The following is a 14,641-nucleotide window of genomic DNA, read 5'->3' as shown; positions in this document are numbered from 1 at the left end:
GATATGGTAGGTCATACAGGAGATTTTGAAGCGGCTAAAAAGGCTATAGAAACAGTTGATGAATGTCTTGGGAAAATAGTTGAAAGTGTTCTTAGTAGCGATGGTACCGTATTTATAACTGCAGATCATGGAAACTCTGAACAAATGATTGACTATTCAACTGGAAAGCCTATGACAGCACATACTACAAATTTAGTTCCATTTACATGCGTTTCAAATCATCGTAATGAGCTAAAAGCTAGTGGTACATTGGCTGATATAGCACCTACTATGCTGAAAGTAATGGGACTCGCTGTACCTAGTGAAATGACAGGAAAATCTTTAATTACACTTTAAATAAATTATAGGATTATATTGTTTAATTTAGGTAATAATAATATAGAAAAAAACTTTGGAGGTAAGATAATATGAAAAACTTTATTGAGATAATTGATATTTATGCAAGACAAATTTTGGATTCAAGAGCATTCCCAACTGTAGAGGTTGAAGTAACACTGGAAGATGGAACAATAGCAAGAGCATCAGTGCCATCTGGTGCATCTACTGGTATATTCGAAGCTGTAGAGTTAAGAGATGGAGACAAAGATGTATATGGCGGCAAGGGAGTTTTAAACGCTGTTGATAATGTAAATAATATAATAGCTGAAGAGATAGTAGGAATGAATATATATGATCAAGTAGCAATTGATAATGCAATGATAGCACTTGATGGAACACCTAATAAAGCAAAACTAGGTGCTAATGCGATTCTTGGAGTGTCACTTGCATGCGCTAGAGCAGCTGCTGAGTCTTTAGGACTTGGATTATACCAATATATTGGCGGAGTAAACGCTAAGGTTTTACCAGTTCCGATGATGAATATTATAAATGGTGGAAGCCATGCTGATAATAATGTAGACTTACAAGAGTTTATGGTTATGCCAGTTGGAGCAACTTCTTTTAGAGAAGCTTTAAGAATGAGTGCAGAAGTTTATCATGCATTAAAAGCATTATTGAAAACTAAGGGATTATCTACTGGTGTTGGTGATGAAGGTGGATTTGCTCCAAACTTATCATCAAATGAAGAAGCTATAAAAATTATAATTGAAGCTATAGGAAAAGCTGGGTATGTTCCAGGAAAAGATATCTTTATAGCTCTTGATCCAGCAGCTTCTGAATTCTTTGAAGATGGAAAATATAATTTAGCGTCTGAGGGAAGAATACTTACTCCAGAGCAAATGGCTGATTACTATGTAGAACTTGTTAACAAATATCCAATTATCTCAATTGAAGATGGTATGGCTGAAGAGGATTGGGAAGGTTGGAAATACTTAACTGATAAAATAGGAGATAAAGTTCAATTAGTTGGAGACGACTTATTTGTAACTAACACTGATAGATTGCAAATGGGAATTGATAAAAAAGTTGCGAATTCAATCCTTATAAAATTAAATCAAATAGGAACATTAACTGAAACATTAAATGCTATAGAAATGGCTGAGAGAGCAGGATATACTGCAGTAGTTTCTCACAGATCAGGAGAAACTGAAGATACTTCAATAGCAGATCTCGTTGTAGCTATGAATGCAGGACAAATTAAGACTGGTGCTCCAGCTAGAAGCGAGCGAGTTTCTAAATACAATCAATTGTTAAGAATAGAAGAAGAATTAGACGAAATGGCTGAATACAGAGGGTTAAAAGCATTCTACAACATAAAAAGATAATTGTTTTTTATTAGGGGTATAGTCGTTATAGGCTATACTCTTACATTTTTCTTTTGTTTGTATGGATTTTCAAGTGAAATTGTGTTAAACTTACATAAAAAGTACAATGATTTAATTATTGATTTTTATCTGTTCAACAGTATATTATAGTAATGTTATGTGAGTTACATTACATTGTAAGCTACCTTAGAGTATGCTAAAATAATTAGGTAATGGATGAATAGGGGGTGTACGCATGCACAATTTTCTAGTCGTTTTTCAGGTTATAACTTCAATCGTTATAATTGTCACAGTTATGATGCAACCTAGCAAATCAAATGGGTTAAGTGGTCTTGTAGCAGGAAGTTCTGATACTTTTTTTGCTAAAAATAAAACAAAAACTGCAGAATCAGTATTAGCAAAAATCACAGCAGTTACAGCAGTTTTATTTATGTTAATTACCGTGATGCTAAATATAGTTAAATAACATAATTATCTGAGTCATAATTTAATAGACATCTTAGACGTTTACTGCAGTTTATTTAAATAGTTTTTAATAAACTGCACTTTTTTATATATTTTTAAATCTTAACGACATTTCAGAAGGAAAGTCTACCACTTTTATAAGTGGGAGGATAACAGTTGAGAATTGTTATCTACCCCAGAGACCTACCCAGAGGATAACTACTCTAGCAAAAATAAAACTTCAGTGGGAATATAAATCTCCTTCTGAAGTCGTTAATATGCAGCTCCGCAGGAGATGATTTAACAGTAAAAATGTAATATAAATGATAAAATTGTTTAAAGTAATCTATGATTATTAGAGGTGAAAGATGATGAGTGAATATAGTTCCAAATTAGAAAGTAAAGATATGGATTTTCTTTTCGAGGGCGTTTTAAGCCTACAAACAAAGGAAGAGTGTTATAGATTTTTTGAGGATATATGCACTATAAATGAAATTAAAGCATTTGAGCAAAGACTTCAAGTAGCAAAAATGTTAGCAGCAAAAAGAACCTATTTGGATATAGCTAGTACTACAGGGGCAAGCACTGCTACAATAAGTAGAATAAACAGATCATTAAATTATGGTAGTGATGGATATAAACTTATATTAGGACGTTTGGAATTAAAAGAATAAGTGTATTTATTTTCATAGCCTTGCAGATACAAATAAAAATAAATAAAAGGGGACGGTTAACAAAGTTTACTCAGCTTAACTAAAGGGGTGAATATAAATTTATCGTCTCTATTTTTTTCGTTTTAGTTCTCGCAGACTGTGATATAATTATAAATATGTTTGTCTCATTCAAATAAATAGCATATTGATTTGTTATTTGTTTAAATGCGCATTAAGTGAAGAATTAGTAATGCTAGATGTAACTAGTAATTCTAGATGTAACTAGTATTAATATAATATATAAGGAGTGTTTTTATGGATTTGAAAAGTTTGTTAAACAAAGAGCAGTGTGAGGCAGCCATAACAGTGGATGGTCCTCTACTAATATTGGCTGGTGCGGGCTCTGGAAAAACTAGAGTCTTAACTTATAGAATTGCACATATGATTGAGGATTTATCTATATATCCGTCTCAGATTCTAGCCATAACTTTTACTAATAAAGCAGCCGGTGAAATGAAGGACAGAGTGCGGAGCCTTGTAGGTAATGTAGCGGATAATATGTGGATTTCTACATTTCATTCTAGTTGTGTTAGGATTCTTCGTAGAGAAATAGATAAGCTAGGTTATAATAAGAATTTTACTATTTACGATAGCTATGATCAAAAGAGTTTAATTAAACAGTGTATGAAGGAACTTGATATTAATGAAAAAGATTTAACGGATGGTGAGATTTTAGGTAAAATATCAGGTGCTAAAAACGAACTTATTTCTGCTAAAGAATACAAAAAAGAAAATGAAAATGATTTTAGAAAAAATAAAATTGCTGATATATATGTTCTTTATCAAAAGAAACTAAAAAACAATAATGCACTAGATTTTGATGATTTGATTTTTAAAGCTGTTGATTTGCTTAGAAATAATCAAGAGGTTTTAGATTTTTACCATAAAAAATTTAAGTATATTATGGTGGATGAGTATCAAGATACAAATAAGGCACAGTATATGTTCGTAAAGCTTTTAGTAGATAAAAAGGAAAACATATGCGTAGTTGGAGACGATGACCAATGTATTTATGCTTGGAGGGGTGCAGATGTCACCAATATCTTAGATTTTGAAAAAGATTATCCAAGCGCAAAAGTAGTTAAACTTGAGCAGAATTATAGATCGAAAGGAAATATACTTACGGCAGCTAATGAAGTCATAAAAAATAATTCCCAAAGAAAAGATAAGGCACTAAGGACCGAAAAAGAATGTGGAGATAAAATTAATTTATATAGAGCATTTTCGGACAGAGATGAGGCAAATTTTGTAGCAAGTCAAATTAAGACAATTATGAAAGATGAAAATAAGAGCTTTAAGGATTTTGCAATTTTATATAGGATGAATTCCCAATCTCGTATTTTTGAGGAAAGTTTTAGGAAAAATTTAATACCATATAGAATAGTAGGGGGATTAAAGTTTTATGATAGAAAAGAAATAAAGGATATAATGGCCTATTTAAAGCTTATGAATAATCCACTTGACGATATTGCACTAAAAAGGATTATTAATGTACCTAAAAGAAGTATAGGGGATGCAACTATTCAAAAAATTCAAGAATTTGCAACTGGAATAGATCAGTGTTTGTATAGTGCTGTTCTAGATGTAGAGTATATACCTACACTTACAACTAGAAATATATCATCCATAAGTAAATTTGTTAGTCTTATGAATAGTTTTATGGTTAAAAAGGAAGAGGTGCCTGTATCTCAGCTAATTAAGTGTATTTTAGACGATACAGGGTATCTAAAGCAGTTAGAAAAATCTAAGGAACCAGAAGATGAGAGCAGGGTAGAAAATATAAAGGAATTAGTATCAGATGCTGTAGAATTTGAAAAGACTTCAGAAGATAAATCACTCTTAGCATTCTTAGAAGGAGTAAGTTTGGGTTCAAATACAGAAGACCCAGAGGAAACTGTAAATACTGCAGGAATGATGACAGTGCATAGTGCAAAGGGGTTAGAATTCCCAGTAGTATTCATGGTAGGGATGGAAAATGGGTTATTTCCAGGAATGTCTTCTTTAAACAGTCCTACTGAAATGGAAGAATCAAGGCGGTTATGCTATGTTGCTATAACAAGAGCAGAAGAAAAGCTTTATATAACTTCTGCTGAAAATAGGATGGTATTTGGAAGAAGCGTTGGGTATCCACCTTCTACTTTTATAAGCGAAATCTCGGAAGATTTAAAAGAAATTATTGGAGGAACTAAAAATAGGACTGTACAGGTATTAAAGAGAAATAATACTAAGGCTATACCAAAGTATAACCCGCATGGACTCCTAAGTTCTACGAGTAAAGAAAGTAATACTACCGCGCATGATTATGTATCAGTTACCAATGGCAAAGGCGCCATGAATAGTGAACACGATATAAAGGGTGAAGCTACTGTAGGTAGAAAAGTTAGACATAGCAAATTTGGAGTAGGTACCATTGTGTCAGTTTCAAGTTCTAATAAGGACACATTAATTTCAATAGCTTTTGATAACATGGGAATAAAAAAGTTGGTATTAGATAAAGCACCTTTGGAAATGTTATAAGGAAAATGAAAATAAATAACTAGTTAAATACTAGTTATTTTATTTTAGGTACATAATAGTAAGGTGCATGAAAATAAATAACAAGTCAAAGATGTGACGGATATTTTTTGTCAGACAAAGAGACAGGTGACCTTGATAGTTGTACTATCGGCGGGTTCTGTCGATGAAGTCTGACTCAAAATAGACTAGCGTACTGACTTATTATTTACTTGAATGTGCCTATATGAAGGGCTTGTGTGAAAGGGTGTAGGGTATGGATATTGATATAAATACGATGAATGTAGAAGAAAGAATTAATGAAATTAAAAAAATAATTAATTACCATAGTGATAGATATTACAATGAGGATGATCCGGAAATATCAGATTCTGATTATGATACATTAATGTTGAATCTTAAAGCAATGGAAAAAACATACCCAGAACTTATCACTTTAGATTCCCCAACTCAAAGAGTAGGTGGAAATGCTAAAAGAAAAGCTGGGATATTAGTAAAGCATAATGTCCCAATGCTCAGTCTGCAAGACGTATTTGCAAAAGAAGAAGTCTATACTTATGTAAATAAAATGATTGCAGAGCTAAATGATCCAACATTTGTTGTTGAACTTAAGATTGATGGTTTGTCAATGTCTCTGCGCTATGTAGATGGTAAATTAACAGTGGCTGTGACTAGAGGTGATGGAATCATTCAAGGTGAGGATGTTACTGAAAATGCTAAAGCAATTAAAGATGTTGTACGAAAATTGAAAGATCCCATTCCATACCTCGAAATTCGTGGTGAAGTATATATGGCGAGTGAAGCGTTTGACAAGGTTAATGAGAAGCAAGAGTTATTAGATAAAAAAGTATTTGCCAATCCAAGGAACTGTGCTGCGGGAACACTCAGACAGTTAGATAGTAAAATAACAAAGGAAAGAGAACTATCTTTATTTATCTTTAATGTCCAAGAAAGCAAAGGTATTGAATTTGAAACACACACCGAAAGTTATGAATGGCTAAAAAAGCAAGGTGTAAAAGTTATTGAGAATTATGTAAAATGTAAAACAGCTGATGAAGTATGGAATGCTATCCAGGCTATATCTGAAGAAAGAGGCAACTTAGCATATGATATTGACGGAGTTGTTATTAAAATTAATAATTTGGAAGATAGAAAAGAACTTGGAAATACTTCAAAAGTTCCGAAATGGGCTATAGCTTATAAATTTCCACCAGAAGAAAAAGAAACAAAATTAATCGATATTGAAGTATCAGTAGGGAGAACAGGTAGAATTACTCCTACAGCAATATTTGAACCGATTCGTTTATGCGGTACATCAGTATCTAGGGCAATCCTTCACAATCAAGATTTTATTGATGATTTAGATATAAGGATTGGAGATATAATTGTTGTATACAAATCAGGAGAGATTATCCCGAAGATTAAGTCTGTAGTGAAAGAAAAACGTACACACGAATTAAATAGATTTAAGATTCCAGATATTTGTCCGGTATGTGGGACACCTACTGTCCGCGAAAAAGATACGGCTGACATTAAATGTACAAATCCTAGCTGTTTGGCGCAACTAGAAAGACATATCATTAACTTTGTTGGTCGGACTGCTATGGATATAAAAGGTTTTGGCAGCGCATATATTAAGGAACTAATACGTCTGGGGTATATCAAAGATATAGCGGATGTATATTCACTGTTTAATTATCGTGAGGAACTAATAGAACAAGGTATAATTGGAAAAGAAAAGAACACAGATAAGTTATTAGAAGCTATAGATAAATCAAAGAAGAATGAGGCACAAAGTCTGCTTACGGGACTTGGAATTCCTAATATTGGTAAGGTAGCAGCAAAATCATTAATGAAACATTATAAATCTATTGAAAATTTGCAAAATACGAACTTGGAGGAATTACAAGAGGTTTCTGATATAGGTGAAATAAGTGCCTTGTGTATACTGAAGTTTTTTGAAGATAATAAAAATCGAGAAATGATTGATAGATTAAAAGATTATGGCGTTAATATGGCTGTAGAAGATTCAAATCAGGTCGATATTCGATTTAATGGATTAACTTTCGTTGTAACTGGAACATTGACTACTATGGGTCGAGACGAAGCTTCAGTAATGATAGAGAACCATGGAGGAAAAGTAGCAGGATCTGTTTCGAGTAAAACCAGCTATCTGCTAGCTGGGGAGAATGCTGGAAGTAAGCTTACAAAAGCACAAGGACTTGGAATTACAGTTATATCAGAAGAGGAATTAGTAAATATGTTAAAATAGACAGTATGCCATGTTGAAAGCATTGAATAACATGTGATTAGAATATATAACAAAGAAAAAGACGCCATATGACGTCTTTTTTATGTTATGATTCCAATATTTCTTTTTCAATGTCTTTAAAGTTATCTTTATCGTAAGTGGAATCTTTAGGACATTCTCTATTTTCATTGTTAAAAGATAATTTAGAGGTGTTTTGTATGAGTTTTTCCATTAAGTAATTTTTGTATCTTAGCTGATAAAATATTTTGATTAATAAAATAAAGCTCCATATTCCGATAAACATAAAAGTTAACATGGAAAGTAAAGCAACTACTTGAATAGTTATGGTTAACACAGAAAACCCACCCCTTATGTGAAATTTTAATATGAAAAATTTGTTGACGTATATACATATTATAACATAATTGAACCTCGAAAAAGCAATGTAGATAAATTTATTATAGATTGGATAAACTCATAATAAATGTTTTTATTTTTGATTATTTAATATACGAAAAGTCAATACTTCTAATAAGGCATATGAAAATAATTAGAGGATGACTTGTTATTTATTTTAATTTATCTAGTGATCATTTAGGAGGCGGGTATGAAAAAGTTATTATGTATAATATTAGTATTTATGACGATGCTAACTAGTGGTTGCATCGAAAAGAAAGTGAAGCCGTCGGCTTCTAGAAAATATTTAGTTTATAACTTAGGGAAATTGCCATTGGATCTGTTGATGTTAAATAATGATGATGTTAGAGAAAAAGATTTGTTATTAACCTTGTTTGAAGGGTTAGTACGAGAAGATAAAGATGGGGAAATAATACCTGCTATGGCGGAGAAAATTGATATTTCGGAAGATAAAATTGGGTATACATTTAAATTAAGAAAGGATCTACATTTTAGTGATGGTTCGGATATAAAAGCTAGTGATTTTGTAAGATTTTTTAGTAACATTTTATTGGAAGAGGAAAATATTTTTGCTAGTCAATTAGATTGTATATTTGGAGCTAAGGATTTTAGAATGGGTAAAGTAGGGTTTGAAAAAGTTGCTATTGTAGCAAAAGATGATTTAACATTAGAGATAAGACTGAATAGCCCCAATACTTATATTCTTAATATACTTAGTAATCCGATTTTTACTTTAAGGGGAACTAATCCAGATATGAAAAATTGGATAAGTAGTTATGGAGAAATTCAATATAGTGGACCATTTATTATAAATGGGGTAAATGAAGATGGAGAAATATCACTATTAAAGAATGAAAAATATTGGAGGGCTGGTGAAATTGTTAGTAGCGAAATTCTGTTTACTACTATAAAAGATGGAGAAAAAGCTTTAGCGGATTTTGAAACTACGCAGTACAGTGATACTTCAAAAATTGATGTATTTGTAAGTCCCCCAATAAGTGAAGTAATTTCTCTAAGTATGGAAAAGAAAACTGAGGTTATACCGTCGCAGAGCATGTATTATTTAACTTTTAATTTAAAAACTAAAGATTCAGTGGATATTAATTTTAGAAATGCAATTAGTTCAATAATAGACAGGGAACTAATTTTACAAACTATATCAGAAGATCTGGCTGTTCCAGCAATAAATTATACACCGTCTAGCGCGGGTAATGAGAATAATGGTAAATTAATTTTTGATCCCTTTGGGAATAAAGATAAAGGCTTAGAATATTTAAAAAGTAGTACATATGATAAAACAAAAAAAATAATTATGGTGTATGAAAATAATACCCTTGATAATAGAATATCAAAGGAAATAGCTAAAAATATTAAAGAATATTTAGGTGTGAAAGTAGTTTGCACAGGATACGACAAAGATGAACTTAAAGATGTACTTACGAAGGGGAATTATAATATACTATTTTCAAAAATCGATGAAGAATATGGAGATATTTATAAGTTTTTTTCTAGATGGACAGCAAATTCAAAATATAATATTTATGGATATAAGAATTTAGAGTATGACAAAATAATAGAAAGTGCATTAATGGATAATTCATCAAAGGGTAATTCATCTAAGGATAATGAAAATAAAATAATGATTTATAATCAGGCACAAGAAATATTAGCAAAAGATTTGCCCTGCATACCTGTATATATAGCTAATACAGTTATATGTAAAAAAGAAAATATTAAAGGCATTTATATAACGAGGAGTGGAAATTTAATATTTGATTATGCTTATAAAGAGGATGGGACAGGTGCAAAATAATTTCAATTACAATCTAAGTGGTTTTTCTAATATTATGCTGTAACGAAAAGTATAGGTTGCTTGAAATGCTTTCACGGCACTAAGTAATTCTAAAATTTATTTTATCCATAGTTGCTAAAAAATATAAACTCGCTATCGCTCAAACATATATTTTTTTTTACGCAACTATAAATAAAATAAATTATGAATTACTAAGCTTGTTCAAATGCATTCTACGCGACCTATACTTTTGTAAGCATAATATAAGGAAAACTATTATAGTGCAATAAATTTAACAACATTTTGGAAGTTTCAAGTCTGCCATCTTCCATAAGTGGTACTACTCTATTTGCTTAATTCCTTAAGCGCTTCATTGTTTTCTATAATAATTACATCCATCATATTTTCTAATTTTTTTTGATCTTTATTTTTCAAGAAATCAACAAAATCTATTACTTCTATTTTTTTGTCTTCTGGAAGTGCTTCAAATTCTTTTATTAGTTTTTCTGCTAAACTCATTAACTTCACCTTCTTCAATTTATAACTCTTTATATTAATTATATACTATAGTAAATTATAATACTCAGATATTCCTTGTTTTAAAACTACTCAAAGTTGAAAATTTTATATGAAATACATAATTAAAATAATTTGACGCAAGAACATATGTTTGGTAAAATGATTAATATAATAATTTTGTGAAATAGGAGGCTAATACTGATGAATATAGATATAAAATATAAAAAAATCCTAGAAATTGTTCAAGACAAATTAAGTTGTTCAGCACATAATTTAGACCATGTATTCAGGGTTTATAATCTTTGTTTATTACTTTCAAAAGATGAGAGTGATGTTGATTTAGAAGTACTAATTCCAGCTGCATTGTTACATGATATTGCAAGAGTAGAGGAGAGCAAAGATATAACAGGAGAGATCGACCATGCTGTTTTAGGTAGTGAAATTGCAGAAGGCATATTAATAAAGCTTAGATATGAAGAAGGAAAAATTGAAAAAATAAAGCATTGCATCATAGCACATAGATTTAGAACGGGAAATGAGCCTAACACAATAGAAGCAAAAATACTTTTCGATGCAGATAAGCTGGATGCTATTGGAGCAATCGGTATTGCTCGAACTTTTATGTTGTCAGGACAATTTGGACAGAGATTAACAGTAAATGGATCACTCAGTGACTATTTAAATACTAATACTGCTCAAAATGGAAGGGTAAAAGATATTTCAAAACATACTCCTTTTATTGAATACGAAGTAAAACTTAAAAAAATTCCAGATAAATTGTATACAAAAAAAGCAAAAGAAATAGGAAAAGAAAGACTCAAATTTATGGAAGAATATTTTAATAGACTAAAGTTAGATATGGAAGGCATTGAGTAATTTTATTAACAAATTTTCAAAGTGCTAATTAAGAAAAGACGAGATTCACTGCATTTTAAAAGGTTACACAAAATTGCTGATGGACTTTGTTTTCCAGATACCTAAGCTCTTTTTCTTATATTATGCTAACAAAAGTATATATTGCGTAGAATGCATTTGAACAAACCATAGCAATTCACAATTTATTTTATTTTCAGATGCGTAAAGAAAAATGCATGTTTGAGCGAAAGCGAGTTTGCATTTTTTAGTAACTGAAAATAAAATAAATTTTAGAATTGCATGGTGAAGTGAAAGCATTCAAGCAATATATACTTTTAGTTACAGCATAATATAAGAAAAATCATTAAATTATCAAATCATAAGACTATTTATTTCGGAAAAATGTTGCTAAAAAGAATATAAACATATTCTTGCTACTATCAAAAGACGATTTGCTTTGTTTAAAGCTTTCTTTTCGTTTATTATATACCACGTTTTTAATGAAGATGGAAGCTAATTCATTACTTTCAGGCGTTGGCATAGCGGGCATTCTGAAATCTTCATCTCGGAGCAAATCCTCTGATTTTAGTGAAAAATCCCTGTATCGCTCTGAATTATCTAAAGACGGAGGATCGGGCCAACTTAAAACTAAACCTGAGTCTATAATTTGATGCTTGAAAATATCTTGAAGCATGTAAGAATCATCTTCTATTTTATTAAGATCAGAATATATCATTAGGCTGTACATGTATAGTAAAAGTTCATCACTAGTAAAGATTGTCTCTTTATCAGTATTTTCCTTTAGTAAAATACCTTTATTATTATCATATAATTTTGTAAGCTTTTCATATAAATCGTCACTAGTATCTTTAAACTTAAGCATGAGAGTATTATTATATATAAGTGTACAATTTATAAAAAGCATACAGGAATAATCTAGTTTAGCATTGATAATTATAGAGGGCTTAGTATTATATTGTTCGATAAGCAAATCTGAAAAATCTAGCAATAAGTTTTGGCATTCGACTAGGCCGGAGTATTTGTAAAAAATGTTTAAGCCTAAGCATATTTTATTGAGCTCATCAAAAGAAACATTGTAAATTTCTTCTTTATACTGAATAAACATATTTAGGATATCTAGAGCAAATTGTTTATATTCATGCTCATTTTCGCCTTCATTATAAGTGGAGTATTTGTAATAAGCAGCCATCATCATAGCTTGATCAGAAAATTTGAATTTATTATTTTTGTCTTCAAAAGTAAATTCTGGGTTCATAGGATCAGTTAAATCCTTTTTATCAACAAAGAGACCATCTTTATTTCGGAAATGAGAAGCATAAAATCCTAACTGTTCTTTGCATAGGTTAAGGTATAGAGAGCTTTGGGCATATTTAGTTTCGTCAATGTTCTTAAAGGTACTATAATAGTCTACAAGTTCTAATAGTGATAAAGTCATGAATGCATTGCTATTAACGGTTATTTCCTTCTTTGCCTTGTTTTCATTCCAAATTAACTTGCCTTCTTGTGATTTTAATTTAGCATCTGCTTTTTTGTAAACACATAAAAGTGGAGAATTTAAATGTTTTGTGTTAATATCAATCTTAGAAAAAGATTTAGATTTTAAATCGCGCGAGGGAATATATATACCGCATTTTGAATCAAAAACTATATCTTTTAATGATTCTTTTGATAAGTAGAAAAATTGATTTTTTATGTTATTTTTATTTAATGAATTGATTCTTAAAAAAGGTCCTATAAATTTCAAGTTTACACCACCATATATTAATCCTTATATTAATAGTATGATAGATTTATTAAAGTGTGCCAGTTTTATAAAAATAGAGAGGAAGAATTTATATGAAAGTTGGAAAACTAAATTGGGATGATTTAAAACAGATAATTGACAACAATAAAAGTGTTGTCAGAAGTGACGTAAGAATTAGAAGCGGAATAGGCGAAGACTGTAGTGTTATAAATTTTGGTGAATATGAGTGCGTTGTATCGACTGACCCAATAACGGGGGCGGATAAAAATATAGGTAAATTAGCAGTTCATATAAACTGTAATGATATAGCTTCGTGTGGAGTAGAGCCTATAGGTATTTTGGTTACGATTCTTGTACCACCAACTGCGACTCTTGAAGATATAAAAAACATCATGGGAGAAATTGATGAAGAAACAAAGAAATTGAACGTGGAGATATTAGGTGGACACACTGAGGTTACGGCCGCTGTGAATAGAATAGTAGTTTCGTGTACAGCAATAGGAAAAGGAAAAGCACAAGGTGCAGTGGCAACTTCTGGAGCTAAGCTAGGGGATGAAATTATTGTTACCAAACTACTCTGTATGGAAGGAACTTCAATTGTAGTAAACGACCATTTAGATAGGGTAAGAGATGTTTTAACGCATAGTGAAATTGAGACAGCTAAAGAGTATGTTAATAGCATTAGTGTGGTTAAAGAAGGCCTTATAGCGGGAGAGTTTGGGGTTAATTCTATGCACGACATAACTGAAGGGGGAGTTTTAGGAGCATTATGGGAAGTTGCGGAGGCTAGTAATTTGGGATTTAAGATATATAACGATAAAATGCCAATTAGCGATATTACCCATAAAATATGCCGAAAACTTAATATTGACCCTTTGAAATTTATATCTTCAGGAAGTATGCTAATAACTGCTACTTATGGGAAAGACTTAGTAGATAAATTTAATAGTGAAGGAATACAAGCTACGGTAATAGGGAAAATGACTGAAGAACGAGGCATATTAGTAATCGACGAAACTTACAAAGATGTTTTGCCACCTGCAAGAGACGAGTTATTTAGTATATGATTAAGAAAGAGGCGAGAAAATAACAATGAAAAAATTAATAGTCGCAAGTAATAATGAACACAAAGTTAGGGAGATAAAGGAAATGTTATTGCAATTTCCTTTTGAAGTGTTATCTTTAAAAGAAGCTAATATTAATGTTGATGTAGAGGAAACAGGAAGTACCTTCATGGAGAATGCAGAGATTAAGGCTAGTGAGATTTTCAAAATAGCGCATGGAGACATGGTGCTTGCAGACGACTCAGGCTTATCAGTAGAATCATTAAATGGCGCTCCTGGTGTTTTTTCAGCTAGGTTTGCAGGCGAACATGGAAATACCAAAGAAAATAATGAGAAGTTATTAAATCTTTTAGATGGCACTGGTGAAGCAAAGCGAAAAGCTAAATTTGTTTGCGCAATGGTCCTTATAGTTAATGAAAATAAAACAGTGAAAGTACAAGGTGAATCAGAGGGGATAATCACATCTGAATTTAGAGGGGAAGAAGGATTTGGATATGACCCGCTATTTTTTGTAAGTGAATTCAACAAAACTTTTGCACAGATGAGCGCAGATGAAAAAAATGCTATTAGTCATAGGGGAAGGGCATTAGATAAATTAAAAAGT

General features: G+C 31.2%; 12 protein-coding genes and 1 pseudogene. 10 read left to right on the top strand and 3 right to left on the bottom strand.

All coding sequences use genetic code 11. The features are described 5' to 3' along the window. The 6 genes and pseudogenes from JJE11_RS04610 to ligA form a co-directional block, all read left to right on the top strand. Window positions 1-336: pseudogene (locus tag JJE11_RS04610) on the top strand (2,3-bisphosphoglycerate-independent phosphoglycerate mutase); the annotation flags it as partial. Between the two features lie 71 nt (window positions 337-407). Then, the gene (gene eno, locus JJE11_RS04605; protein WP_291633097.1) at window positions 408-1,703 is read left to right on the top strand and encodes a phosphopyruvate hydratase; all 1,296 of its coding nucleotides are present in this window, start codon (window positions 408-410) and stop codon (window positions 1,701-1,703) included. Between the two features lie 235 nt (window positions 1,704-1,938). Then, window positions 1,939-2,169 carry a preprotein translocase subunit SecG gene (gene secG, locus JJE11_RS04600; RefSeq protein WP_291633095.1) on the top strand — a complete coding sequence of 77 codons (231 nt, stop codon included), beginning with the start codon at window positions 1,939-1,941 and terminating at the stop codon, window positions 2,167-2,169. A gap of 349 nt (window positions 2,170-2,518) precedes the next feature. Beyond that, entirely contained in the window at window positions 2,519-2,821 is a 303-nt protein-coding gene (locus JJE11_RS04595) for a YerC/YecD family TrpR-related protein (RefSeq protein WP_291633101.1), read from the top strand. A gap of 294 nt (window positions 2,822-3,115) precedes the next feature. Beyond that, complete coding sequence (gene pcrA, locus JJE11_RS04590) at window positions 3,116-5,377, top strand: DNA helicase PcrA (RefSeq protein ID WP_291633093.1); 2,262 nt, start codon at window positions 3,116-3,118, stop codon at window positions 5,375-5,377. A 274-nt stretch (window positions 5,378-5,651) separates the two neighbouring features. After that, complete coding sequence (gene ligA / locus JJE11_RS04585; protein WP_291633098.1) at window positions 5,652-7,646, top strand: NAD-dependent DNA ligase LigA; 1,995 nt, start codon at window positions 5,652-5,654, stop codon at window positions 7,644-7,646. An 85-nt stretch (window positions 7,647-7,731) separates the two neighbouring features. Here ligA and JJE11_RS04580 read toward each other — a convergent pair whose 3' ends face one another. Next, window positions 7,732-7,980, bottom strand: a complete 249-nt coding sequence (locus JJE11_RS04580; protein WP_291633091.1) for a hypothetical protein — start codon at window positions 7,978-7,980, stop codon at window positions 7,732-7,734. A gap of 252 nt (window positions 7,981-8,232) precedes the next feature. On the opposite strand from JJE11_RS04580, the gene JJE11_RS04575 reads away from it, so the two are divergent. Continuing rightward, window positions 8,233-9,855: a peptide ABC transporter substrate-binding protein gene (locus JJE11_RS04575; RefSeq protein WP_291633089.1), complete on the top strand. Its 1,623-nt coding sequence runs from the start codon at window positions 8,233-8,235 to the stop codon at window positions 9,853-9,855. Window positions 9,856-10,179: 324 nt separating this feature from the next. On the opposite strand, the gene JJE11_RS04570 is transcribed toward JJE11_RS04575, so the two are convergent. After that, entirely contained in the window at window positions 10,180-10,353 is a 174-nt protein-coding gene (locus JJE11_RS04570; RefSeq protein WP_291633087.1) for a DUF2281 domain-containing protein, read from the bottom strand. Window positions 10,354-10,554: 201 nt separating this feature from the next. Between JJE11_RS04570 and JJE11_RS04565 the strand changes: the two genes are divergently transcribed. Further along, a complete protein-coding gene (locus JJE11_RS04565; protein ID WP_291633085.1) occupies window positions 10,555-11,229 on the top strand; it encodes an HD domain-containing protein in 675 nt (224 codons plus the stop codon). A 364-nt stretch (window positions 11,230-11,593) separates the two neighbouring features. Here JJE11_RS04565 and JJE11_RS04560 read toward each other — a convergent pair whose 3' ends face one another. Further along, a complete protein-coding gene (locus JJE11_RS04560; RefSeq protein ID WP_291633084.1) occupies window positions 11,594-12,973 on the bottom strand; it encodes a hypothetical protein in 1,380 nt (459 codons plus the stop codon). 92 nt (window positions 12,974-13,065) lie between these two features. Here JJE11_RS04560 and JJE11_RS04555 point away from each other — a divergent pair, with 92 nt between their 5' ends. Then, complete coding sequence (locus JJE11_RS04555) at window positions 13,066-14,040, top strand: AIR synthase family protein (RefSeq protein WP_291633082.1); 975 nt, start codon at window positions 13,066-13,068, stop codon at window positions 14,038-14,040. Between the two features lie 25 nt (window positions 14,041-14,065). Beyond that, window positions 14,066-14,641 (top strand): XTP/dITP diphosphatase (locus JJE11_RS04550; RefSeq protein WP_291633080.1); only part of this gene is annotated, 576 nt, incomplete at its 3' end.

This window comes from Clostridium sp., assembly GCF_016650095.1.
Taxonomy (GTDB): Bacteria; Bacillota; Clostridia; order Clostridiales; family Clostridiaceae; genus Clostridium_AD.
Note: the sequence above shows the minus strand (reverse complement) of the source record. Positions and strands in the feature narration are given on the sequence as shown.

Coding starts and splice junctions, on each gene's coding strand:
- eno (WP_291633097.1), top strand. CDS start 408: ATGAAAAACTTTATTGAGATAATTGATATTTATGCAAGACAAATTTTG.
- secG (WP_291633095.1), top strand. CDS start 1,939: ATGCACAATTTTCTAGTCGTTTTTCAGGTTATAACTTCAATCGTTATA.
- JJE11_RS04595 (WP_291633101.1), top strand. CDS start 2,519: ATGAGTGAATATAGTTCCAAATTAGAAAGTAAAGATATGGATTTTCTT.
- pcrA (WP_291633093.1), top strand. CDS start 3,116: ATGGATTTGAAAAGTTTGTTAAACAAAGAGCAGTGTGAGGCAGCCATA.
- ligA (WP_291633098.1), top strand. CDS start 5,652: ATGAATGTAGAAGAAAGAATTAATGAAATTAAAAAAATAATTAATTAC.
- JJE11_RS04575 (WP_291633089.1), top strand. CDS start 8,233: ATGAAAAAGTTATTATGTATAATATTAGTATTTATGACGATGCTAACT.
- JJE11_RS04570 (WP_291633087.1), bottom strand. CDS start 10,353: ATGAGTTTAGCAGAAAAACTAATAAAAGAATTTGAAGCACTTCCAGAA.
- JJE11_RS04565 (WP_291633085.1), top strand. CDS start 10,555: ATGAATATAGATATAAAATATAAAAAAATCCTAGAAATTGTTCAAGAC.
- JJE11_RS04555 (WP_291633082.1), top strand. CDS start 13,066: ATGAAAGTTGGAAAACTAAATTGGGATGATTTAAAACAGATAATTGAC.